The organism is Methylobacterium sp. Leaf104 (genome assembly GCF_001422885.1).
Taxonomy (GTDB): Bacteria; Pseudomonadota; Alphaproteobacteria; order Rhizobiales; family Beijerinckiaceae; genus Methylobacterium.
Genome location: NZ_LMMZ01000040.1, coordinates 160415 through 181315, shown reverse-complemented (window position 1 = coordinate 181315; position 20901 = coordinate 160415). Strand labels below are relative to the sequence as shown.

Genomic DNA, 20901 nt, shown 5'->3' with positions numbered 1-20901 from the left:
AACGACGTTCTACATATCGGCTAAGTCATTGAGATGTTTGGTGGGTGCACAAGGGTTCGAACCTTGGACCCGCTGATTAAGAGTCAGCTGCTCTACCAACTGAGCTATGCACCCAACGCCTTGCGGCGGTCGCTGCAGCCCACCAAGTCCGCTGCGACGAGGGGGCTGATAGCAAACGCCCCGGGGGGTGTCCACCCCCGGGGCGCTATTTTCTCGGCTAAACCGAGGCCGGGCTCTGGGCGTGCAGGCGCACCGCCCAGGCCTCGAGCTTGTTGAGGGCCGAGAGGTAGGCGCGGGCCGAGGCGACCAGGGTGTCGGGGTCGGCACCGCGCGCCGTGACGCTGCGCTCGCCACTCTTCAGGCGCACCGAGACTTCCGCCTGGGCGTCCGTACCCTCGGTCACAGCGTGGACCTGGTAGAGTTCGAGGTCGGCCGCGTGGGGCACCAGGGCCTGGATCGCGTTGAACACCGCATCCACCGGGCCGTTGCCGTCGGCCTCCTCGGTGACGACGCGGCCGTCGATGTCGAGCTTGAGGGTCGCCCGCTGCGGACCCCGGGTGCCGGCGATCACCGACAGGGAGACGAGGCGGATGCGGTCATGGGCCGTGGCGAGGTTCTCGTCGACCAGCGCCTCGATGTCCTCGTCGTAGACGTGCTTCTTGCGGTCGGCCAGCGCCTTGAAGCGCTCGAACACGTCCTGGAGCTGGTTGTCGCTCAGCACGAGGCCGAGCTCGTCCAGCTTCGAACGGAAGGCGGCCCGGCCGGAATGCTTGCCCATGACCAGCGAGGTCTTGGCGACGCCGACCGAGGCCGGGGTCATGATCTCGTAGGTCTCGGTGTGCTTGAGCATGCCGTCCTGGTGGATGCCGCTCTCGTGCGCGAAGGCGTTCCGGCCGACGATCGCCTTGTTGTACTGCACGGGGAAGTTGGTCGCGTGGCTGACGAGCTTCGAGGCGCGGGTGAGCATCGTGGTCTCGATGCCGGTCTCGTAGGGCATCACGTCGCCGCGGGTGCGGATCGCCATGACGATCTCCTCCAGAGCGGCGTTGCCGGCGCGCTCGCCGATGCCGTTGATGGTGCACTCGACCTGGCGCGCGCCGCCCTCGACCCCCGCCAGGGAGTTGGCGATGGCGAGCCCGAGATCGTCGTGGCAATGCACCGAGAAGATCGCCTTGTCGGCGTTCGGCACCCGGCTCCGGACATCCTGGAACATCCGGCGGTACTCGTCGGGCGTGGCGTAGCCCACGGTGTCGGGCAGGTTGATGGTGGTGGCACCCGAGCGGATCGCCGCCTCGACGCAGCGGCAGAGGTAGTCGATCGGCGTGCGGGTCGCGTCCATGGCCGACCATTCCACGTCCTCGACGAGGTCGCGGGCCTGGGACACGGTCTTGAGGATGATCTCGACCACCTCGTCCTCGGACTTGCGCATCTGGTGGGCGAGGTGGATCGGCGAGGTCGACACGAAGGTGTGGATGCGGCCGCGCCTGGCCTGCCGCACCGCCTCGCCGGCCCGGGCGATGTCGGCCGGGATCGCGCGGGCGAGGCCCGCGATGGTCGCGCGCTTGGCCCGTCGGGCGATCTCGGCGACGGCCTCGAAGTCGCCGTGCGAGGCGATAGGGAACCCCGCCTCGATGATGTCGACGCCCATCGTGTCGAGGAGCTCGGCGACCGCGAGCTTCTCGTCGAGGGTCATGGTCGCGCCGGGGCACTGCTCGCCGTCGCGCAGGGTGGTGTCAAAGATGAGGACGCGGTCCTTCGCGCGGGCGTCGGGGGCCGGATTCGATGAGCTGGTCATGGCGGATGTCCTGTCGCGGCGCGGTCCGGGAAGGGACGCGGCGCCCTGAAGATCGAAGGGGTCCGGGCCGGACGCCACGGTCCCGGCGCCGGCCTTCGCGAACGGCACGCCCCTGAGAGCCCAGGCGAATCCGCCCGGACGGCCCTCAGGGGCGGATAAGGAGCAGCAGGGCGGCAAGAGACGCGCGCGACCGGGCGGCCGCGAAGGCGGCGTCGGTGGTGCTGCGCGTGGAGCCGGCGCTGGCCAAGGCTCGTCTCTCCCGAGGGGCAAGGGCGCGCCGCGACGGCGCGCGAACGCTTGCGAAGGCGGTGTACCTAGCTGCTGGCCGCCGGCTTGACAAGGTTCGGCAGCGCGGCCGCCGTGCCCCTCCCGGCCACCGAAGGAGACCGAATCCGTCCGTCGGGCCCGGTTCCCCACAAGGTATCGACGGAATTCGCGATCGTTTGTGTCGAACGCATTGCCGTGGGGGCCGCTCCGCCTAGCTTCGCTGACGGATCGAATACGATCCGGCGGCGAAATCAGTCCGTCCACGCAAGAAAAAATCTGGAAGGAATCCCCCACCATGTCGCGGATGCTGTCGCGCACCCTGGCCCTGCCCATCCTCGCCCTGCTCGCCGGAACGGCGCCGGTGCTGGCACTCGATGCCGCCAAGACCATCGACGTCGCCGCGCCTCCGGCCAAGGTCTGGGCGACGATCGGCGACTTCTGCGGCATCGGGCAGTGGCATCCGGCCATCGAGAAGTGCGTGCTGTCGCAGGACGGCGGCAAGACCCTCCGGACCCTGAGCCTCAAGGGCGGCGGCACCATCGTCGAATCGCAGACCAAGCGCGACGACAAGGCGATGTCCTACACCTACGCCATCGTCTCCGGCCCGCTGCCGGTGAGCGACTATTCCTCGACGATCTCGGTGATGCCGAAGGGTTCGGGCTCGACGGTGAACTGGACCGGCAGCTTCAAGGCCAAGGGCGCCCCGGACGCCGTCGCGGTCGACGCCGTCTCGGGCATCTACGATTCGGGCCTCAAGGCCATCGCCGACAAGTCCAAGTAGATCCAAGTCCAAGTTGATCCGGGCAAACCGAACCACGGAACCGGATCGAGACCGAGGGCGGCCCTCCCGGACGCCCTCCCCTTGCAGGCTCGATCGGCCCCGCCCGATTGACCGGCCGGGGCGCACGGCGCAAAACCGCCCCGGATCAAGCTGTGCCGTTTCCCGGCACGGTTACAGTCAGGAGCCGCCGTGTCCCGGGTCAGCCTCGCCGTCGCCGCCCTTCTCTCCGCCGCCCTGCTCGGCGCCTGCAAGCCCACCGCCTCGGCGCCGCCCGCGGCCGCCGTCGCCGCCGCCGCTCCCGTGGTCGCGGCGCCGCTGCCGCAGGGCAATGGCTGCGGCCCGGCCATCGCCCGCACCCAGGCGGTGGTCGACAGCGATGTCGCAACCGGAAATCTCAACCCGCCCGTGGGCGAACGCTTCAGCGCCGACCTGCGCAACGCCGCCGATGCCTGCGCGGGCGGCCGCGAGCGCGAGGCGCTGAGCCTGCTCGGGGCCGCCAAGGCGCGCTACGGCTACCGCTGAGCTTCCGCGAAGGCGCGGGCGAGATAGGCCCGCACGAAGCCGGGCGTCCGGGCGGCATCGAGGTCGTCCGGTCCGCGCGCGACGGCGAAGCCGGCGAGTTCCGGCGCGGCCTCGCTCAGGCGATGCGCCTCCATCCGGGCCTGCAGCGCCGCGGCCGTCTCGGCGAAGCGCACCGGGCGCAGGAAGGCGCGCTGGCTCTGGCCCGAGACCAGCACCCACGCGTCCGGTGCGTCGGGCGGCAGGGCGAGGCCCGTCTCCTCCAGGAACTCCCGCCCGGCGCTGCCGGCGAGGTCGACGCGGCCGCCGTCGCGGATATCGGCCCGGTCCGGAGTTCCGCAGGCGAAGTAGATCTGCCCGGCATTGGCGGTGTGTCCGCCCATGATGCCGAGGAGGGCCGCGCCGTCGGCGCTCCATGGCACCACCGCCGCGAAGGCGTTGGTCACGGCCGGATCCGGGGAGCCGGCGAGGCGAAAGGCGAGGAACTGGGAATACGCGACCTCGAACAGGTCCACGAGACAGGTCGATCCGTCGATGCGGCAGTCGCGGGCAAGGAGCACCCGCCCGTCGAACAGGTCCGGCCGCTCGGCGCGCCGGGCCGCCCAGGTCTCGGCGATCGCCTCGGCGTGGTCGCGGGCCCAGGCCCAGTCGGAGGGCACCAGCCGGGCTTCGATTCGCCGGAGTGGCGTCAGCGCGAAGCCGTCAGACAAGCAGCGTGCCCTCGCTCACCAGGACCGCCGCCCCGCTGATCTCCACCGAGCGCAGGGCGCCGGCCTCGATGACGAGTTGGACCCCGATCGTGCTCGGCCGGCCCATGGCGACGCCCTGACGCAGGACGATGTCGTGCTCGCCGTCGCCGAGGGGCTCGAACTGCATCATCACGCCGGCGAAGGCCGCCGCCGCCGACCCGGTCGCGGGGTCCTCGGGCACGCCGAGATGGGGCGCGAACATCCGGGCCTGATAGCGATGGCCGAGGCCGTCGGGATCGGGCGCATAGCAGTAGAGCGCCGCGGGCGACCCGAGTTCGTCGAGGGCGGCGGGCACCACGCGGGCCCGGTCGAGGGCCGCCCGGTTCGCGAGGGGCACGAACAGGAAGGCCGGCCCCGCCCGGTGCCGGCTCGGCGCGTGGCGGGCGAAGCCGATCTCGCCCGGTTCCAGGCCCAGGGCGGCGGCGGCGAGGTCCGCCTCGGGCCCCTCCCCCAGGTATTCCGGCAGCACCGGCATCTTGAAGCGCCCCGTGCCGCGCCCCTCCCCGGGCTCGACGACGCAGGCCAGGGTCCCCAGCGCGGCCTCAAGCCCGAAGGCCATCGCGTCGGCGAGTCCCGCCCGCTGGTCGCGCAGGGCGAGGAGGATGGCGGTGCCGAGGGTGGGATGCCCGGCGAAGGGGAGTTCGGAGGCGGGGGTGAAGATGCGCATCCGGGCGCGGTGCCGCGGCGCCTCGGGCGGGAGCACGAACACCGTCTCGGACAGGTTGAACTCGGCCGCCAGGGCCTGCATCGCGGCGGTGTCGAGCCCCTCGGCATCGAGCACGACGGCGAGGGGATTGCCGGTCAGCGCCGTGTCGGTGAACACGTCGAGGGTCACGAAGCGGCGAGGCATGGCGGGGTCTCCGGGCGCTGCGAGCGTGGGATCACCTTAAACGGTGTCCACCGGGAACGTCTCGCTCGGCGTGACGAACTCGTCCTGGGCCGCCACCGTGAGGATCTCGCGCGAGCCGGCCTCGGCGGTGCGGCGCAGGAGCCCGTAGACCGAGGCACCGGCCATGCCCAGCGCCAGGGCGGCCGAGCGCGTCCGGGCGTAGTGCACCAGGAACAGGGCCGCGATGGCGTCGCCCGCGCCGTTCACGTCGAGGTGCAGGCGCGGCGTGCGCAGGCGCCAGAAATGGCCACCCTCCCCGGCCAGGAGGTCGATGGCGTCGTCGGGCGTGTCGTGCGTGATCAGGGACGTGACGAGGACGACACGGGGTCCGAGCGCCTGGACCGAGGCCACCGCGCGCTTGGCTTCCGCGAGGGTGCCCGTGGGCAGGCCCGAGAGGTGGTTCAGCTCGAACTGGTTGGGGGTCACGATGTCGGCCGCGGGCACCGCCTGCTCGCGCATGAATTCGGGGATGCCCGGGCGCACGTAGATGCCGCGGTCGGTGTCGCCCATCACGGGGTCGCAGGCATAGAGGGCCTGCGGGTTGAGCGCCCGCACCGACGCCACCGCCCGTACGATGGCGGTGCCGATATCGGCCGAGCCCATGTAACCCGAGAGCACCCCGTCGCAGGTCCCGAGCACGCCGCGCTCGGCGATGCCGGCCACGAGGTCCTCGATCGCCGGGCCGTCGAAGACCCGCCCGCGCCAGGCGCCGTAGCCGGTGTGGTTGGAGAACTGCACCGTGTGGATCGGCCAGACCTCGACGCCGAGGCGCTGCATCGGAAACACCGCGGAGGCGTTGCCCACGTGGCCGAAGGCGACGTGGGACTGAATCGAGAGGATGTTCATGATGGAATCTCCCGAGGTCGCGCGGCGAAGCAGCGGTGGCGCCAGCCCTTAACCCGGTTTTCCGTCCCGACGCACCCCCACCGGCGCCCCGTGCGCTTGCCCCGATCCGCGCCCTCGGTCACAGGGAGGCGCCGAACCTCAAGCGAGACCCATGGACTTCGACTCAATCCGCACCAGCACCCTCGCCTTCGTGGAGGCGAACCAGGGCTGGACGCCGCTGATCGTCGGCGTGCTCGCCTTCTGCGAGTCCCTGGCCTTCCTGTCGCTGCTGGTGCCCGCCACCTTCCTGCTCCTCGGGATCGGCGCGCTGATGGGGTCGATCGGCATCCCGTTCTGGCCGGTAATGCTCGCCGGTGCCCTCGGGGCGGCACTCGGCGACTGGGTCTCCTACGAGTTCGGGCACTACTACAAGGAAGGCGCCAAGCAGATGTGGCCGATGCGGCGCTATCCCGCGATCGTCGCCCGCGCCGAGGAGTTCTGCCGCAAGTGGGGGGCCGGCGGCATCCTGATCGGGCGCTTCATCGGGCCGGCCCGAGCCGTGGTGCCGCTGATCGCCGGGGTGTTCGGGGTGAAGCGCCTGCCGTTCCAGATCGCCAACGTGACCTCGGCGCTGGCCTGGGCCTTCCTCATGCTGGCGCCGGGGGCCGGGCTCCTCGGCTATCTGAAGGGCTGAGGCGCCGTGCGCCGGTTTCCGCCCGAGCGCATCGTCTGCCTGACGGAGGAGACGGTGGAGACGCTCTACCTCCTCGGCCAGGAGGACCGCATCGTCGGGGTCTCGGGCTATGCCGCGCGCCCGGCCCGGGTCCGGCGGGAGAAGCCGCGGGTCTCGGCCTTCACCAGCGCAGACCTGCCCAAGATCCTGGCCCTGGCTCCCGACCTGGTCCTCGCCTTCTCCGACTTGCAGGCGGAGATCGTGGCCGACCTCGCCCGGGCCGGCATCGCCGTGCACCTGTTCAACCAGCGCGACCTGGCCGGCTGCCTGGCGATGATCCGGACGGTGGGCGCGCTGACCGGCGTGCCGGCCGAGGCCGACGCGCTGGCGACGCGGCTCGCCGACCGGACTGCCGAGGCGGCGCTGGAGAGCGCCGGCCGGCCGCGCCCGCGCGTCTATTTCGAGGAATGGGACGCGCCGATGATCTCCGGCATCGGCTGGGTCTCGGACCTGATCGCGGCGGCCGGCGGCGACGACGTCTTCCCGGAACTCAGTCGACAGGCGGCGGCCCGGGACCGGATCGTGAGCTCGGAGGCGGTGATCGCGGCACGGCCCGACGTGATCCTGGCCTCGTGGTGCGGGAAGCGGGTGAACCGCGAGCGCATCCGCGCCCGCCCGGGATGGGACGCGATCCCGGCCGTGGCGGCCGGGCGCATCCACGAGATCAAGTCGCCGCTCATCCTTCAGCCGGGACCCGCCGCCCTCACGGACGGATTCGACGCGATCCGCGCCGCCCTGCGGGACGGCCCCTGAGGCGTTTCACGCGGCCGGCAGGGGGTCGGCCTCGCGCCGGCGCGCGCTCGGGGCCGGTCCCGACGGGGCCGTGAGCCAGGCCCGGCGCCGGGCGATGAGGTGGCGCAGGCGTGCGGCCCGCTTTTCCCGGCGCTCGCAGCCGTCGCAGGACGCAGCGTCGGGACAGTCGAGGGCACCGCCCTCGAACAGGCTCACCAGGGACACGACGAAACCGACGAGCAGCAGAACCGCCAGGGCGGCGAAGGGCCAGGCGAGGCCGAGGGCCACCAGCGCGGCGATCCCGAGCTTGAGCGCCAGCGAGCCCGCGAGCTTGAGCTTGATCAGGGCCGCCAGGGTCGCGCCGCCCCCGAGGAAGCCGCGCGCGGCCCGCAGGAGGCGCACCCGCAGGCGCCGTCGTGCGGCCAGCGCCTCCAGCCGCTCCAGTTCGCGCGACACCCGGGCCGCCTCCGCAGCCCGAACCGCGGTTCCGTTCTCCGGCAGACCCGCCTCCCCCCGTATCGGCTCCGCCGCATGGGTGCCACGAACCGGGCTTCCGCTCCACCCCGGCAGCGGCAACGAGGTCGCAGGTGACAAGCCGCCCGGCGGCTGATTTCCTGGCGGCGGTCCCGATTCGGGACACCGTTCCGATGCATCAGAGCCGTATGTCAGCAGCCCTCGCGTCCGTGATCCTTCCGCCCGACCGGCGTCAGTCGGCGACCGCGCTCCAGGTCCAGCGTGGCGTCCGGCGCCTGTTCGCCGAACTCGGCCACGTCACCATACCGGAATTCTCCCTGGCGAACGGCCGGCGCGCCGACGTCATCGCCCTGTGTCCGGCCGGACGCCTCACCATCGTGGAGATCAAGTCCAGCGTCGCCGACTTCCGGGCCGACCGGAAATGGCCGGACTACCGGGACTATTGCGATCGTTTCTACTTCGCGATCCCGGAGACGCTCTCCACCACCCTGACCCCGGAGGATGCCGGCCTCATCGTCGCCGACGCCTTCGGCGCCGCGATCCTGCGCGACCCGGCGGACCATCCCCTGAGCGGCCCCCGGCGCAAGGCCGTGACCCTGCGCTTCGCCCACAGCGCGGCGCGCCTCCTGCACGCGCTGGCCGATCCCGGCGCCATCCGCGAAGGCGCGCTCTGAGGCACGGCGAATCGCCGCCGCTGCGCCGGCGGCCCGGCATGATAAGGAGCCACGCTCCACTCAGCGACGGCCGACATCATGCGCCTGCCCTCCCGTCGCCGTCCCATCGACGGCGATCCCACCATCCTGCGACGGCTCCAGGCCGCCTCGGGCCGCCGCTCACTGGCGCTCTACTTCGTCATCGTCCTGGTGCTCCTGGCCACCGCCCAGGGCTACGACGGTTCGAGCCATTCCGCGCACCACTGGATCGGCCTCGGAATCTACGCGGTCTTCTCCCTCGGCCTCGGGATCGCCGATTGGCGCGCGTCCCGCCGCGACGTCGGGGCGGAGCCCGGGAGGGAGTGGCTGGCCTGGACCGCGACCCTGCTGAATGCCGGCGTCGCGCTGTTCCTCATCGTCGAGCATATGCTGGTCGGCGCGGTGGAGACCGAGGAGACCGCGACCGCGGTGAGCCGGCTGCCGGCCTTCCTGCTCCTGCTCCAGACCGGGCTCAGCATGCGGGTCTGGCACACCGCCGTCTTCTCGGGGCTGGTGAGCCTCGCCTGGGGCGGCACGATCCTCCTCGCCTACCTCGCTCCCGAGAGTGCCCTCCTCGGTCCGCACGTCACCCTCGATGAGGAGGTTCCGGGCCTCCTCACCTTCCTGGCCGCGAGCCTCGTGGTGATCGACGGCGTGCGGCGGCTGCAGATGGCGGTGACGACCGCCCTGCGGATGGAGCGGGAACGCACCAGCCTCGCGCGCTTCGTGCCGCGCCGGGTGGCGGGGGAACTCGCCGAGAGCGGCGGCGGGGTCGGCGCGGTGCAGTCCCGCCATGCCGGCCTGTTCGGGCTCGACCTGCGCGGCTTCTCGGCCTTCTCCCGGGATCAGGCCCAGGAGGAGGTGGTGCGGGCCCTGCTCGATATCCGCGCCCTGACCCACGTGGCGGTGAGCGAGCACGGCGGCATCGTCGACAAGTACGTGGGCGACGGCATCCTGGCACAGTTCATCGTCGGTCGGCCACAGGCCCAGGCCGAGGCGATGCTGGCCTGCGCCCGGACCATCGTCGCGCGCCTCGTGAGCCTGAACGGGGACCGTCGCCGGGACGGGCGCCCGGAGCTGCGCGTCACCATGGCGCTGCATGCCGGCGAGGTGCTGGTCGGGGTCTTCGACGACGGGCATCGCGCCGAGTTCACCGTGCTGGGCACGGCGATGAACCGCCTCGCGCGGATCGAGGCCCGGGCGAAGGCCGCCGACTTGACCCTGGCGGCCTCGGACGATGTGATCCGTTTGCTCTCGCCCGCCACGCATGCGGTCCTGCGACTCTCCGGAATGCCGCCTTCGGAGTGCCGCGACACCCGCGACATGGTGCTGTTCGCGGTGGATTGGACCGAGGATGTCGCGGCGCCTGAGCAGCCGGTCGCCAGCCTGGCGTGAGCCGGGGCGCTTTCCGGCCGCTCAGCCCGAGAACGACCCGAAGCCCTCGAAGCCGACGCGCTGGCTCGCGGCCTCGTCGAGCTTCGGCCGCTCGAGGATCGCGGGATCGATCTCGGGAACCGGGGCCTCCGGGCGCGTGGTCTGCGGCGACGGGACATCGTCCGGGACGGAGGGCCAGATCGGACGGTCCGGTTTCACTGTCTGGTTCATCGGGACACCCCTGGCATGCGGTGACGGTCGTCGGTGAAATACAGTATACCAGAAACGCCGCAAGCCAAGCCGTGTTCCGTCACCGCTTGGGGAGAACGGATCGATCGGTCCGGCGGCCTCAGCCCTCGGCCTTGTCCGTCTGCCCGGTCTTCACGCCGCCCATCGGATCGGTCTCGTCCGCGTCCTGCGCCGCGTCGCCGGTGCGGCCCTGCGGTGTCAGGCGCGGCCCGTCGATGGCGCCGTCCTCCGCCGCCTCGGTTCCGGGCCGGTCCATCGGTTCGCCGGGCGCGTCCTCGACCTGCCCGGTGACCGTGTCTCGCGGCCCGGTGGCGAGGCCGCCCGATTCCGGCTTGGCTGCAACGATGGGACCGCGCGACGGGTCGGAGCCGGCCTCGGCGAAGGGATCTGTCGGCATCCGGCGCGTCTCCGTCATGAGCAGGGTCTCCTCGACCGGAGAACGCCGCCCGGACGGAGCCGGTTCGGATCAGGTGCCGCAGAAGGTCCGCAGCACCCGCTCGTGCGGTTGGGGCGGCGCGGCATAGGGCGCGAAGGCGGGCTGGTCGTCGTAGGGCCGGGCCAGGACCGTCACGAGCTCGTGGAAGGGCGCGAAGTCGTCGCGCGCGATCGCCGCCTCGATCACCGCCTCGACCCGGTGGTTGCGCGGGATGAAAGCCGGGTTGACCCGGTCCATCGCCGCCCGGCGCTCGGACGGGTCCAACGGCTCCGCGGCGAGGCGTGCCCGCCAGCGCGCAGCCCAGGCGTCATAGGCCGCGGGATCGGTGAACAGGTCGCGCACCGGTCCGTCGCTCTCCGGGCCGAGGGCCGCCCCCCCGAGACGCCGGAAGGTCAGGGTGAAGTCGGCGCCCCCGGCCTGCATCGCCTCCAGGAGGGCGCGGCCGAGTTCGCGGTCCTCCTCCCGCTCCGTCGTGAGGCCGAGCTTGGCCCGCAGGCCGCCGTAATAGGCCGCCTCGAACCGGGGGCCGAAGGCGCCGAGGAGGTCCTGCGCCACGGCGATGCCGTCCTCGGTCTCGGGCGCCAGCAGCGGCAGGAGTGCCTCGGCGAAGCGGGTGAGGTTCCAGTGCAGGATGCCCGGCTGGTTGCCGTAGGCGTAGCGGCCATGCTCGTCGATCGCGCTGAACACGGCCGAGGGATCGTAGGCGTCGAGGAAGGCGCAGGGGCCGAAATCGATGGTTTCGCCGGAGACGGCGCAGTTGTCGGTGTTCATCACCCCGTGGATGAATCCGACGAGGAGCCAGCGCGCGACCAGGTCGGCCTGGCGCTCGACCACCCGGGTCAGCAGCGCGCCGTAGGGATTCGGCGCCTCCGCCAGTTCCGGGTAGTGCCGGCCGATGACATGGTCGGCGAGCGCCCGTACGCCGTCGACGTCGCCCCGCATGGCGAAGTACTGGAAGGTGCCGACGCGGATGTGGCTGGTGGCGACGCGGGTGAGGACGCCGCCGGGCAGGACCGTCTCGCGCATGACGGAATCCCCGGTGAGCACGGCCGCCAGGGCGCGGGTGCTGGGGATGCCGAGCGCCGTCATGGCCTCGCTGACCACGTATTCGCGCAGGACCGGCCCGAGGGCGGCGCGGCCGTCGCCCCGCCGGGAGAACGGGGTCGGGCCGGAACCCTTGAGCTGGATGTCGCGGCGGAGGCCATCGCGCCCGACGACCTCGCCGAGCAGGATCGCCCGCCCGTCGCCGAGCTGCGGGACGCGGTTGCCGAACTGGTGCCCGGCATAGGCCATGGCCAGGGGCTCGGCCCCCTCCGGCACCCGGTTGCCCGCCAGCACCGCGACGCCTTCCGGGCTCTCGAGCCAGGCGGCCTCGATCCCGAGCTCCGCGGCGAGTTCCCGGTTGACCCGGATCAGCCGGGGCGCCGCCACGGGCGTGGGATTCACCGCGGCGAAGAAGTGCTCCGGCAGGCGGGCATAGGTGTTGGCGAAGGGGATGGCGGCTGTCATCGAGGGGGTCGGTCCCATGTGCGGCGCCGCGAACGGCTTCGATCCACGAGGTGGGGCGCCGCGCGCGCCAAGGCAAATCCTGTCAGCCCCGACAGCGCGCCGGACTCCGTGCCTGACGTCGCGCGGTGCCGTCCTGTCGGAGAGCGAGGGCCTCAGCGGTCGGCGCGCCCTCCCCGGGCCGTGTGATGGCGGACGGCGCGGTGACGCCGACGGGGCGGAGCCTCGACCGCATCGTCGGGCGCGAAGCGGGCGCCGCGCAGGCCGGACCGCGGCCCGGCCTCCCGCCGGATCCCTTGCACCTCGTCGTAGGGGCCGCGCCCCGTGCGCGCCCGGTAGGCGGCGCCCGCGAAATCGCCCGGGGTCGGGGGCGTGCCCGGCTGCGTGAAGCTGGTCTCCGGGCGATAGGCCGGCCCCCAGCCGATCTCGTCGTCGCCGGCCGGGTCCTTGCCGGGAAAACCGGTGACGTAGCCGGTGCTCTGGGCCGCGGCCGGCAACGGCAGGGCGGAGGCCGCGGCGCAGGCCAGGGCCGCCGCGATGGCGAGGCTGGAAGGACGCATGTCGATCCTCTCCGTCGGATGGGGTCGGGCGTGCCGCCGGGCTCGGCCGCGCGCGTTCACCCCGGACAACGCGACCCGTGCGGGGCGGGTTCTGGCCGGAGGCCCGGCGCATGCGTGCGGCGTCCGCGCAGGGCCGCGCGTCCGCCGATGACCGTGACCGAGAGCGCGAAGCCCGCGAGCAGGTCGGGCAGGTAATGCCCGCCGGCCCCGAGGGTCGCCACGACGATGACGGCGTTGAGCGCGATGACCAGGGGGCCGAGGACCCGGACCGGGGCCAGCGCCCAGGCGGTCAGCACCGCGAGGCAGACGTGGAAGGAGGGAAAGGTCACGAGGCCGCGGATGTCCTCCAGGGCGAGGGTGCGCAGGGTCCCGGCGCGCAGGTGCTCCAGGGCGTCGAGGTGCCAGAGCGCGCCCAGGGTCTCGATGGACCCGTCCGGCACGGTGCCGAGACCGTAATGCACGAAGGGTCCGGCCGCCGGCACCAGGGCGGCGGCGAGCACGACCGCGAGGAGCAGCACCGCGAACAGGCGCACATAGGCCCAGAGCCGGCCGACCCGGAGGGTGGCGCCGAGCACGATCACCGTGAGCCCGACCTGCGGCCCGCTGGTGTGGTAGGCGAGGGCCAGCCACCAGGCGAGGCGCGGCTGCGCCTGCAGGGCGGCGAGGTAGGCGGGCCAGTCGAAGCCGAGCGCGGCCTCCGCCCGCGCCAGGCGCGCATCGGCCAGCGGCAGCGCCCAGGTGGCGGTGAGGTAGTGCAGCACCGCGATGGGCACGGTCACGGCGATGAGGCAGGCGCTCGCCAGGGCCATCGCCCGGAGCTTCGGCTCGGACAGGACCGGGCCGAACAGGACCGCGAGGGCGAGGAGCGCTGCCACCAGCGCCGCCGCAACGCCGAAGCCGAACGGCGCCAGGGTGATCCCGCTCCGGCGCAGCCACACGGCATCGAGGAGGGCGACCGCCACGGCGAGGCCCCAGAGGGCGGGATGCGGCGCGGCCAGGGCGGCCGAGATCCGGTGGATGCGCGCGACGGGCCTGGCGAGGGTGGCGGACCTGACGAGAAAGGATCCTGCGACGGGGGCGGCATCGGCGAGCCAGCGGCGGGTTCCGCGCGCGGGCATCGGGATCGGTGTTGCGTCGCTCACCCGGAATCCTTCTTGGTTCGTCGAAGCCGGAACTCGGCTTTGCGCCGGTTTGTTGCCCAGCATCGTTCCTTTTCCGATCCCGGTCCGGTCTCAGTCCCGATGGTCCACCGTTGAGCCGCATCGCCTTCCTGGATTTCGAGGCATCCTCGCTGGCCAAGACCAGCTACCCGATCGAGGTGGCGTGGGTGTTTCCCGATGGCGGTTCGGAGAGCTTCCTCATCCGCCCGGCTCCGGGCTGGACCGACTGGGCGCCCGAGGCCGAAGCGGTGCACGGGCTCGCCCGGGAGCGCCTGGCGCGCGAGGGCGCGGCCCATGATTGGGTGGCCTTGCACATGCTCACCGCCCTGCGCGACGTGACGCTCTACGCCTCGGCGCCCTCCTGGGACGGGCAGTGGCTGAGCCGGCTGCTGCGCGCGGCCGGCCTGCCGCGCCACGCCCTTCGCCTGAGGGCCACGGCGGAGGCGCAGCGCCGCGTCATCCTCGACGTGCTCGCGGCGGGCGGCGTGGCGCCGGCCGCGCGCGATGCCCAGGCCGGCAAGCTCCTGGCGGCCCTGCGGGTGGAGGCGCGCGACGATCCGGCGGCCGAGCATCGCGCCCTGTCGGATGCCCAGCGCGAGTGCCGGCGCTGGGCGCGCGCCCGCAGCCGCGCCGAGGCGCTTCTCCGCGAGGACGTCGGCCGCCCGGCGGGCTGAGCGGTCTGACGGCGAAGGCCGGCCGATCGCCTGGCGTTCGCGGACGCGCTCCTCTCCCACGCCGAGGGCGAGGAGCGCGTCGGCCCTCCACCGTCAAAATACGGATCCCACATGCTCACACGCGCCGCTTAGATGTGCCCCCCCCTCTGGCCGCAGGCCCTGGATTCGGTCGGGCTGGCGGGTGATCGCGAAGGCTGTCGATCATGGATCGCGCGATTCCCATCCGGCTACAGCCGCAGCGGGCCCCGACGAGGTTCTTATGCGCGCTGGTTCAAAATCTCGCTCACGAAGGCGCCGGGGTGATCGGAAATGTCTCAGGACGGGCAAGAGGCGCGTGCGGATGCCTCGGCGGAGTTCGGTGCGCGCGCGCCCCGCAACGAGACGGACTGGATCGGGCTCATCCGGACCTTGGAGGGCATCGAGATCCCCTGAACCGTCAAGGACCTCTCGAAGACCGGCGCCGAGATCGCGGTCCCTGCGTCCTTCCAACGGCCGGACAGCTTCCTGCTGAAGGTGGTCGGCAAGGATTTCGTCTGCCGCGTCAGGCTGGCTGGGCGCAGAGGCCACTTCGCGGGCCTCTTGATCGAACAGGTCGGCAAGATCGCCCCCAAACCCGTCGTGACGGACAGCCCGCGCGGCGCGGCCGATGCATCGTACGAGTCGGTCGGTACCCGGCGCATCAGGGTATCGACGTTCTGACACCGGACAGGCAGGAAGCCACCCGACCCGGACGTGGGTCATCCTCCACCAGGCTGCCGCGAAGCAGACCTTCCAGGGGTCCGCGGAGGGTCGGAAACGGACGGTTCAGCTCACGAACGGCCGGAATACCGCACGCGAGGCCAAATGTCGGGAGAACGATCGGTGGTCAGGGCGGCTTCCTGGCGCGAGCCTCGACACTCGGCCCTGGAGCGCCGCTCGAGCTTGGCGGCGGCGGCGGACAGGATCAGGGCGGCCAGACGGTCGACAGGGGGTTAAACGCCGCGCATTTGCGACAGGCCCCTGCGACCCACGTCCCGGCTTGCGACAGGCCCTTCGAAGGCGCCGAGGCGCCTCGTCGTCAGCGAAAGAGGTTGGGGGGCGCCGGCGGGCTCGCATTGAGCAGGGTGATCGTCACCCGTCGGTTCGGCGCGATGTAGGGATTGTCGGGGAAAACCGGCTCGGTGTCGGCGCGTCCCACGACGGAAGCGAAGTTGTTGTTGGGAACCCCGGCCCCCACCAGGATCTCGCGCACGGCGAGCGCACGCCCGGTGGTGAGGTTCCAAGGTTCGCCGGCCGGCGCCGAGCCCGGGCGCGCAGCGGCCGTGTGGCCGGTTATCGACAGGCTGTTGGGCAGCCGGCGCAGGGCGGGCGCGAGTGCCTCCAGCACGCGACGGGTGCGCTCGTAGGGGTCGACGGAGCCCTCGCGGAACATGGAGCGGCCATCCTGGTCCACGAGAGAAACGTTCACGCCCTCCTTGCTAGGCTCGATCACGATGTTGCGCGACAGTTCGGCGATCTCGGGCATCTTCTGGAGCGCCTGCCGGAGGCTGGCGGCGGCGCTGGAACTGGCCTGCTCGGTGACGGCCGGACGGCTGGGATCGAGGTCACTGGGCCTCATCAGGCGCGTTTTGTCCTCCTGCTCGGCAGAGCCCCTGGCTGCGTCGCGCCGCGAGGACGCCTTGTCGCCGGACGTGTCTGCGGAGCCCCGCGCCGGTTCGCGCGGAATGGCCGGCTTGTTGCCGGAGGTGTCCAGGGCGGTGCCGTACAGCATTCCCCCGGCGCCACTGGTTTGAGGGCTCATGGCCGCCGGCGCGAAGTATTCTGCCAAACCGATCTTCTGCTCTTCCGTAGTCATGCTGATCAGCCACATCAGCAGAAAGAACGCCATCATGGCGGTCACGAAGTCGGCATAGGCGATCTTCCAGGCCCCACCGTGGTGGGCGTGGGAGGCCTTCTTGACCTTCTTGATAACGATGATCGGCTGGAGGGCCATGGCCGTCGAGTCCCTGCTCGAGATTGCGTCAAATCTAGGCGGGCAGAGCGGCGGTTGCCGTTTCCACTTCGTTGAAGGTCGGGCGGACGTCGCTCATCAGAGCCTTGCGGGCGAATTCTACCGACATCACCGGCGGCTGGCCGCTGATATGGGCGATGAGGCCCACCTTGAGTGAAAGATAGTACTTGGATTCGGCCTTGAGGAGGCTCTTGAGCGACTGCGCCATTGGCCCGAAGAAGCCATAGGCGACGAACACGCCGAAGAAGGTGCCTACGAGCGCGCCGCCGATCAGATGTCCCAGCACCTCCGGCGGCTCCTTGATCGCTCCCATCGTCTTGATCACGCCAAGCACGGCGGCGACGATGCCGAGCGCGGGCGTTCCGTCGGCGAGCGCTTGCATGGACGAAACGACCTGCTCCTGCTCCTCGTGGTGTGTTTCCAGCTCCTCGTCCATGAGAGCTTCTATCTCGTAGGCGTTGTTGGCGCCCAGCATCAGCATGCGCATGTAGTCGCAGACGAACTCGACCGCGTGATCGTTCGCCGCAAAGGTCGGGAAGGCGTTGAACAGCGTCGACTCGCTCGGATTTTCGATGTGCGGCTCGAGCGCCATCATGCCCTTCTGCTTCACAAGCTTATACAAGGAATACTGCATCCCCAGCAGCTCGACATAGCTTTGCTGTCTGTATCGAGGACCCCTCACCATCGTGCCCAACATGGCCGGCACAGCCTTGAGCACCGACCCGGTGTTGCCGATGATGAAGGCACCGATGGCTGCCCCGAGGATGATGACAAACTCGAACGGCTGCCACAGGACTTCCAGGTGGCCACCCATCGCCGCGTAGCTGCCGAAGACGCAGGCGAAGACGACGATTGCACCGATGGTCAGCCGCATGATTTGCCATCCTCACGCGGGGCAGGGACAGCCCTCGCGACGCCACTCATTCATCGACAAATTGATGATTAAGGTTAACGACGAGTTTAGAGCTGTGGCCAGAGGATCATCACGTGTGTGCTCCCGGTATTAGGTGGAGCGGATTTGACCCGAAGCGACGGAACGCGGCGGACCAGACCTTTCAGATGGCCTCGGAGGATGTGAGGCCACGCAGGCTCCTGCGGCGGCGGCCTGCCCCTCACGCCGAACCGGGGGATTCAAGCCGGACAGCATCCTCCGCCGTGGGAGTTGGGTCGTCGGCGGAACCGACACATCCATCCGCGAGCAGCGCTTAGAAAAGACCGACACCCCTGCGAAGCCTGAGCCTTCAAGCCGCTGAGAACATACGGTCCGGCTCAACCGGTCATGCCGCAAGGAGAACGATCGGAGACCCAACAAGGCCAAGCTATGCACTTTGCGCAGGCGGGGTTTTGGCACGGCATGCGAGCGGAGGCGCGATGTGGAATAAGCTCTTGAGGTCGCGGCCGGACCTTGGCCCTTTATCCCGAAGCGGACATCCCGCCTCCGCCCCGCCTTCGCCATTCACGAGCGATCTCCGCAGCCCCTGAATGCGGTCCTTCGCCCGCATCAACGTTCGCCTATTCGGTCACGTGCGGATCCGTGTACTGCTTCAGGACGGCGAGGTTCGCGAAGGGCGCAGGCCACAGCACGATCCGATAGTGATCGTCGCCGTCGAGACGGTCTTCGCTCAAGGTCCTCAACCCACCGTGATGGGCCCTGACCCGGTACGTGCCCGACGCAACGTCCAGAACGTCGATCGAGCCTCCGGTGCATTCGTGAATTTCGAGCCTGCCTGACGGGAGGTCGAGGCTGGCCTCGACGACATGATCCCAGGCGTCGAGGTCCGGCTCGGGCGGTCCGTCCGCGATCTCGACTTCGACCGGCACATCCATGTTGCGTTCGGGTTGAACGACGACCACGAACGGCGCCGTCTTCATGCGGCGGACCGTATCCGCCTCGGTGTACTGGGTCGGCGCATCCGGAGTCGCCCCGTGATCCCACAGATAAAACTGATGGTAGTCGGCGAAGATGCTGTAGCGCTTGATCATTTTGACTTCTACGGTCTGCGGTGTGCTCCGGTCGCCGCGTCAGGCGGCCCCGAGATAGGCGGCCTCCAGGCCGGCATCGGCGCTGAGTTCGGCGGCGGTGCCGGCGGTGACGACGCGGCCCTGCTCCAGCACGTAGCCGCGATCGGCCACCGTCAGGGCGAGGGCCGCCATCTGGTCGACGATCAGGATGGTGACGCCCTGGTCGCGCAGGTCCGCCAACACGGCGTAGAGGGCGTTGATCATCGCCGGCGCCAGGCCGAGGGAGGGCTCGTCGAGGAGGAGGATGCGCGGCTGCGCCATCATCCCGCGGGCGATCGCCAGCATCTGCTGCTCGCCCCCGGAGAGCAGGCCCGCCCGGCTCGTCGCCCGGTCGCGCAGGCGCGGGAAGCGGGTGAGCAGCGCCTCGATCTCGGCCGGGTCGATGGGCGCCGTGCGGCCATGGGCGCCGAGGCGGATGTTCTCGATCACGGTGAGCTCGGGAAAGACCTGCCGGCCCTCCGGCACCAGGGCGAGGCCGAGGCGGGCGATGGTGTGGGCGGGCAGCTGCGCGATGGCCCGGTCCTCCAGCACGATCCCGCCGGAGACGGGCCGGAGCAGGCCGGCGAGCGCCCGCAGGGTCGTCGACTTGCCGGCGCCGTTGGCGCCCAGCAGCGCCACGGTCTCGCCGGGGCGGACCTCGAGGGCGACGCGGTCGAGGACCGGGGCGGCGCCGTAGCCGGCGGTGAGCCCCAGGGTGGAGAGCACCGCGTCGGCCGGCGGCGTCCAGGCGGCGGCGCGGGGCCGCGCGGGCGTGTCGGCCCCGCCCAGATAGGCACGGATCACCGCCGGGTCGCGACGGATCGTGGCCGGATTCCCGTTTGCGATCGGACGCCCGGCATCCATGACCAGGATCGCGTCGGAGACGCCCATCACCAGGGGCATGTCGTGCTCGACCAGCACCACGGCGATGCCCTGCGCGGCGATCCGGCGGAGGAGCCCGCCCAGCGCGTCGGTGTCGGCCCGGGTCAGGCCGGCGGCGGGCTCGTCGAGGAGGAGGATGCGTGGCCGGCCGGCCAGCGCCCGGGCGATCTCCACGAGGCGGCGGTCGACATGGGGCAGCTCCGCGGCCGGCCGGTCGAGGTCGCCCGCGTAGCCGACGAAGTGCAGCAGGGACGCGGCGGCGGCGCGGTCGCCCTTGCCGGAGCGGCGCCAGAGGCGGCCCGGCTCGAACGCGAGGGCGACGTTGTCGAGAACGCCCAGCGAGCCGAACAGGCGCGTGGTCTGGTAGGTGCGGGCGATGCCGGCCCGGGCGATGACGTGGGCCGGGGCGCCGGCGAGGTCCCGCTTCCCTAACCGGATCGCCCCGGCCTGCGGCCGGTAGAAGCCCGAGATCATGTTGAGCACGGTGGTCTTGCCGGCGCCGTTGGGGCCGATCAGGCTCGTCACCGCCCCGGCCTCCGCCCGGACGGAGACGCCCTCGGCCGCGCGGATGCCGCCGAAGCTGATTCCGATGCCCTCGACCACCAGGCCTTGCGCCCCGCGCTGCCCGATGAGCCGGCCGAAATCGACGGCAGGGGGAGCGGCGCCGGTTCGCGGCCGGGGCAGCAGCCGCGCCGCGGTGCCGACGATCCCCGACGGCACCAGCCAGAGCACCACCAGGGTGGCGAGGCCGAAGAACAGCAGGCGGTACTCGGCGAGCCCCGCCAGGGTCTCGGGCAGGAGCACGGTGACGAGGGCGCCGAACAGCGGGCCGAGAACCGTGCCGGCCCCGCCGACCACAACCGAGAGCACGAACAGGATCGATTGCGAGAACGGGAACGAACTCGGGGCGATGAACAGCATCAGCGGCGGCAGCACCGCCCCGGCGAGGCCCGTCAGCGCCGCCGAGAGCGCGAAGGCCAGGGTCTTCACCCGGACCGGGTCGAAGCCGAGGGAGGCGGCCGCCACGTCGGCGTCGCGCACCGCCCGCATCGCCCGGCCGAGGCGGCTGCGGGCGAGGTGGTGGAAGCCGTAGAGGCCGAGGCCCGCGGCGAGGACGGCGAGGAACGCCAGCTCGCGCTCGGCGAAGGGAACTCCGAACAGGCTCGGCCCGGCGGTGACCACGAGGCCGTTCTGGCCGCCGGTCAGCGACCCGCCCTCGATCAGCGCATGCTCGATGATGAAGCCGAACGCGATGGTGATCATCGCGAGGTAGGGACCCTTCACCCGCATGGCCGGCACCGCGAGCCCGGCCCCGACCAGCCCGGACAAGAGGCCGGCGGCCGGCACCGCGAGCCAGAAGCTCAGGCCGGCCCCGGTGAGGATCGCGCTCGCATAGGCGCCGATGGCGTAGAAGCCCGCATGCCCGAAGGAGATCAGCCCGGTCAGGCCGAGGAGGACGTTGAGCCCCGTCCCGGCCACGGTGGTGAGGGCCACGAGGGCGATGACGAAGTGGCTGTAGCCCCCGGTCAGCCCGACCAGGGCGAGGCCCGCCAGGGTCAGGGCCAGGATCGTCAGCGGCATCGCGGCCGGAGCGCGCAAGCGGTGCATCGGGC

Annotated in this window: 23 protein-coding genes and 1 tRNA gene; 9 read left to right on the top strand and 15 right to left on the bottom strand. The window is 71.4% G+C overall.

All coding sequences use genetic code 11. The features are described from left to right. Window positions 1-38: 38 nt before the first annotated feature. Window positions 39-114, bottom strand: a tRNA-Lys gene (locus tag ASF49_RS21500). 103 nt (window positions 115-217) lie between these two features. After that, on the bottom strand, window positions 218-1795 hold the full coding sequence (locus ASF49_RS21495) for a 2-isopropylmalate synthase (protein ID WP_056477842.1): 1578 nt from the start codon (window positions 1793-1795) through the stop codon (window positions 218-220). A gap of 562 nt (window positions 1796-2357) precedes the next feature. Here ASF49_RS21495 and ASF49_RS21490 point away from each other — a divergent pair. Together ASF49_RS21490 and ASF49_RS21485 are read left to right on the top strand one after the other, a co-directional pair. Continuing rightward, window positions 2358-2843, top strand: a complete 486-nt coding sequence (locus ASF49_RS21490; protein ID WP_056477840.1) for an SRPBCC family protein — start codon at window positions 2358-2360, stop codon at window positions 2841-2843. 189 nt (window positions 2844-3032) lie between these two features. After that, on the top strand, window positions 3033-3365 hold the full coding sequence (locus ASF49_RS21485) for a hypothetical protein (RefSeq protein WP_056477838.1): 333 nt from the start codon (window positions 3033-3035) through the stop codon (window positions 3363-3365). Here the strand turns inward: ASF49_RS21485 and ASF49_RS21480 are convergent. Genes ASF49_RS21480 through pdxY form a run of 3 tightly spaced genes read right to left on the bottom strand, consistent with a single transcriptional unit; the run spans window position 3356 to window position 5846 of the window. Continuing rightward, a complete protein-coding gene (locus ASF49_RS21480; protein WP_056477836.1) occupies window positions 3356-4072 on the bottom strand; it encodes a hypothetical protein in 717 nt (238 codons plus the stop codon). The genes ASF49_RS21485 and ASF49_RS21480 overlap by 10 nt on opposite strands. Continuing rightward, window positions 4065-4961 carry a PhzF family phenazine biosynthesis protein gene (locus ASF49_RS21475; RefSeq protein WP_056477834.1) on the bottom strand — a complete coding sequence of 299 codons (897 nt, stop codon included), beginning with the start codon at window positions 4959-4961 and terminating at the stop codon, window positions 4065-4067. The genes ASF49_RS21480 and ASF49_RS21475 overlap by 8 nt, the downstream gene beginning before the upstream one ends. Before the next feature lie 36 nt (window positions 4962-4997). After that, the gene (gene pdxY, locus ASF49_RS21470) at window positions 4998-5846 is read right to left on the bottom strand and encodes a pyridoxal kinase PdxY (protein ID WP_056477832.1); all 849 of its coding nucleotides are present in this window, start codon (window positions 5844-5846) and stop codon (window positions 4998-5000) included. A 151-nt stretch (window positions 5847-5997) separates the two neighbouring features. On the opposite strand from pdxY, the gene ASF49_RS21465 reads away from it, so the two are divergent. Together ASF49_RS21465 and ASF49_RS21460 are read left to right on the top strand one after the other, a co-directional pair. Beyond that, a complete protein-coding gene (locus ASF49_RS21465; protein WP_056477830.1) occupies window positions 5998-6519 on the top strand; it encodes a DedA family protein in 522 nt (173 codons plus the stop codon). Window positions 6520-6525: 6 nt separating this feature from the next. Further along, on the top strand, window positions 6526-7311 hold the full coding sequence (locus ASF49_RS21460) for a cobalamin-binding protein (protein WP_056477829.1): 786 nt from the start codon (window positions 6526-6528) through the stop codon (window positions 7309-7311). A 6-nt stretch (window positions 7312-7317) separates the two neighbouring features. On the opposite strand, the gene ASF49_RS21455 is transcribed toward ASF49_RS21460, so the two are convergent. Continuing rightward, window positions 7318-7746, bottom strand: a complete 429-nt coding sequence (locus ASF49_RS21455; RefSeq protein ID WP_243214817.1) for a hypothetical protein — start codon at window positions 7744-7746, stop codon at window positions 7318-7320. Window positions 7747-7952: 206 nt separating this feature from the next. Here ASF49_RS21455 and ASF49_RS21450 point away from each other — a divergent pair, with 206 nt between their 5' ends. Together ASF49_RS21450 and ASF49_RS21445 are read left to right on the top strand one after the other, a co-directional pair. Then, window positions 7953-8438 carry an MmcB family DNA repair protein gene (locus ASF49_RS21450; RefSeq protein ID WP_056477827.1) on the top strand — a complete coding sequence of 162 codons (486 nt, stop codon included), beginning with the start codon at window positions 7953-7955 and terminating at the stop codon, window positions 8436-8438. Window positions 8439-8516: 78 nt separating this feature from the next. After that, a complete protein-coding gene (locus ASF49_RS21445) occupies window positions 8517-9851 on the top strand; it encodes an adenylate/guanylate cyclase domain-containing protein (RefSeq protein ID WP_082511462.1) in 1335 nt (444 codons plus the stop codon). Window positions 9852-9872: 21 nt separating this feature from the next. Here the strand turns inward: ASF49_RS21445 and ASF49_RS21440 are convergent, their stop codons facing one another. The 5 genes from ASF49_RS21440 to ASF49_RS21420 form a co-directional block, all read right to left on the bottom strand. Continuing rightward, window positions 9873-10061 (bottom strand): hypothetical protein, encoded by a 189-nt coding sequence (locus ASF49_RS21440; RefSeq protein WP_056477823.1) that lies wholly within the window; start codon window positions 10059-10061, stop codon window positions 9873-9875. A 118-nt stretch (window positions 10062-10179) separates the two neighbouring features. Continuing rightward, entirely contained in the window at window positions 10180-10476 is a 297-nt protein-coding gene (locus ASF49_RS23980; RefSeq protein ID WP_156653139.1) for a hypothetical protein, read from the bottom strand. Window positions 10477-10545: 69 nt separating this feature from the next. Then, window positions 10546-12024, bottom strand: a complete 1479-nt coding sequence (locus tag ASF49_RS21430) for a protein adenylyltransferase SelO (protein ID WP_056477964.1) — start codon at window positions 12022-12024, stop codon at window positions 10546-10548. 152 nt (window positions 12025-12176) lie between these two features. Next, complete coding sequence (locus ASF49_RS24665; protein WP_082511461.1) at window positions 12177-12581, bottom strand: hypothetical protein; 405 nt, start codon at window positions 12579-12581, stop codon at window positions 12177-12179. A 56-nt stretch (window positions 12582-12637) separates the two neighbouring features. After that, a complete protein-coding gene (locus ASF49_RS21420) occupies window positions 12638-13723 on the bottom strand; it encodes a phosphatase PAP2 family protein (protein ID WP_243214818.1) in 1086 nt (361 codons plus the stop codon). Between the two features lie 110 nt (window positions 13724-13833). On the opposite strand from ASF49_RS21420, the gene ASF49_RS21415 reads away from it, so the two are divergent. The 3 genes from ASF49_RS21415 (at window position 13834) to ASF49_RS24105 (ending at window position 15114) form a co-directional block, all read left to right on the top strand. Next, the gene (locus ASF49_RS21415) at window positions 13834-14415 is read left to right on the top strand and encodes a 3'-5' exonuclease (RefSeq protein WP_243214819.1); all 582 of its coding nucleotides are present in this window, start codon (window positions 13834-13836) and stop codon (window positions 14413-14415) included. A gap of 309 nt (window positions 14416-14724) precedes the next feature. Continuing rightward, complete coding sequence (locus ASF49_RS24795) at window positions 14725-14847, top strand: hypothetical protein (protein WP_272481520.1); 123 nt, start codon at window positions 14725-14727, stop codon at window positions 14845-14847. Window positions 14848-14928: 81 nt separating this feature from the next. After that, window positions 14929-15114, top strand: coding sequence for a hypothetical protein (locus ASF49_RS24105; RefSeq protein WP_056477814.1), 186 nt, complete (start codon window positions 14929-14931; stop codon window positions 15112-15114). A 358-nt stretch (window positions 15115-15472) separates the two neighbouring features. Here ASF49_RS24105 and ASF49_RS21405 read toward each other — a convergent pair whose 3' ends face one another. The 4 genes from ASF49_RS21405 to ASF49_RS21390 form a co-directional block, all read right to left on the bottom strand. Next, window positions 15473-16387 carry a flagellar motor protein MotB gene (locus tag ASF49_RS21405; RefSeq protein ID WP_056477813.1) on the bottom strand — a complete coding sequence of 305 codons (915 nt, stop codon included), beginning with the start codon at window positions 16385-16387 and terminating at the stop codon, window positions 15473-15475. 34 nt (window positions 16388-16421) lie between these two features. Next, window positions 16422-17279 carry a flagellar motor stator protein MotA gene (motA, locus tag ASF49_RS21400; protein WP_056477812.1) on the bottom strand — a complete coding sequence of 286 codons (858 nt, stop codon included), beginning with the start codon at window positions 17277-17279 and terminating at the stop codon, window positions 16422-16424. Window positions 17280-17917: 638 nt separating this feature from the next. Next, on the bottom strand, window positions 17918-18388 hold the full coding sequence (locus tag ASF49_RS21395) for a hypothetical protein (protein WP_056477811.1): 471 nt from the start codon (window positions 18386-18388) through the stop codon (window positions 17918-17920). Between the two features lie 39 nt (window positions 18389-18427). Next, window positions 18428-20896 (bottom strand): branched-chain amino acid ABC transporter ATP-binding protein/permease, encoded by a 2469-nt coding sequence (locus ASF49_RS21390; RefSeq protein ID WP_056477810.1) that lies wholly within the window; start codon window positions 20894-20896, stop codon window positions 18428-18430. Window positions 20897-20901 lie beyond the last annotated feature (5 nt).

Coding starts and splice junctions, on each gene's coding strand:
- ASF49_RS21495 (WP_056477842.1), bottom strand. CDS start 1,795: ATGACCAGCTCATCGAATCCGGCCCCCGACGCCCGCGCGAAGGACCGC.
- ASF49_RS21490 (WP_056477840.1), top strand. CDS start 2,358: ATGTCGCGGATGCTGTCGCGCACCCTGGCCCTGCCCATCCTCGCCCTG.
- ASF49_RS21475 (WP_056477834.1), bottom strand. CDS start 4,961: ATGCCTCGCCGCTTCGTGACCCTCGACGTGTTCACCGACACGGCGCTG.
- pdxY (WP_056477832.1), bottom strand. CDS start 5,846: ATGAACATCCTCTCGATTCAGTCCCACGTCGCCTTCGGCCACGTGGGC.
- ASF49_RS21465 (WP_056477830.1), top strand. CDS start 5,998: ATGGACTTCGACTCAATCCGCACCAGCACCCTCGCCTTCGTGGAGGCG.
- ASF49_RS21450 (WP_056477827.1), top strand. CDS start 7,953: ATGTCAGCAGCCCTCGCGTCCGTGATCCTTCCGCCCGACCGGCGTCAG.
- ASF49_RS21445 (WP_082511462.1), top strand. CDS start 8,517: ATGCGCCTGCCCTCCCGTCGCCGTCCCATCGACGGCGATCCCACCATC.
- ASF49_RS21440 (WP_056477823.1), bottom strand. CDS start 10,061: ATGAACCAGACAGTGAAACCGGACCGTCCGATCTGGCCCTCCGTCCCG.
- ASF49_RS23980 (WP_156653139.1), bottom strand. CDS start 10,476: ATGCCGACAGATCCCTTCGCCGAGGCCGGCTCCGACCCGTCGCGCGGT.
- ASF49_RS21430 (WP_056477964.1), bottom strand. CDS start 12,024: ATGACAGCCGCCATCCCCTTCGCCAACACCTATGCCCGCCTGCCGGAG.
- ASF49_RS24665 (WP_082511461.1), bottom strand. CDS start 12,581: ATGCGTCCTTCCAGCCTCGCCATCGCGGCGGCCCTGGCCTGCGCCGCG.
- ASF49_RS24795 (WP_272481520.1), top strand. CDS start 14,725: ATGTCTCAGGACGGGCAAGAGGCGCGTGCGGATGCCTCGGCGGAGTTC.
- ASF49_RS21405 (WP_056477813.1), bottom strand. CDS start 16,387: ATGGCCCTCCAGCCGATCATCGTTATCAAGAAGGTCAAGAAGGCCTCC.
- motA (WP_056477812.1), bottom strand. CDS start 17,279: ATGCGGCTGACCATCGGTGCAATCGTCGTCTTCGCCTGCGTCTTCGGC.
- ASF49_RS21395 (WP_056477811.1), bottom strand. CDS start 18,388: ATGATCAAGCGCTACAGCATCTTCGCCGACTACCATCAGTTTTATCTG.
- ASF49_RS21390 (WP_056477810.1), bottom strand. CDS start 20,896: ATGCACCGCTTGCGCGCTCCGGCCGCGATGCCGCTGACGATCCTGGCC.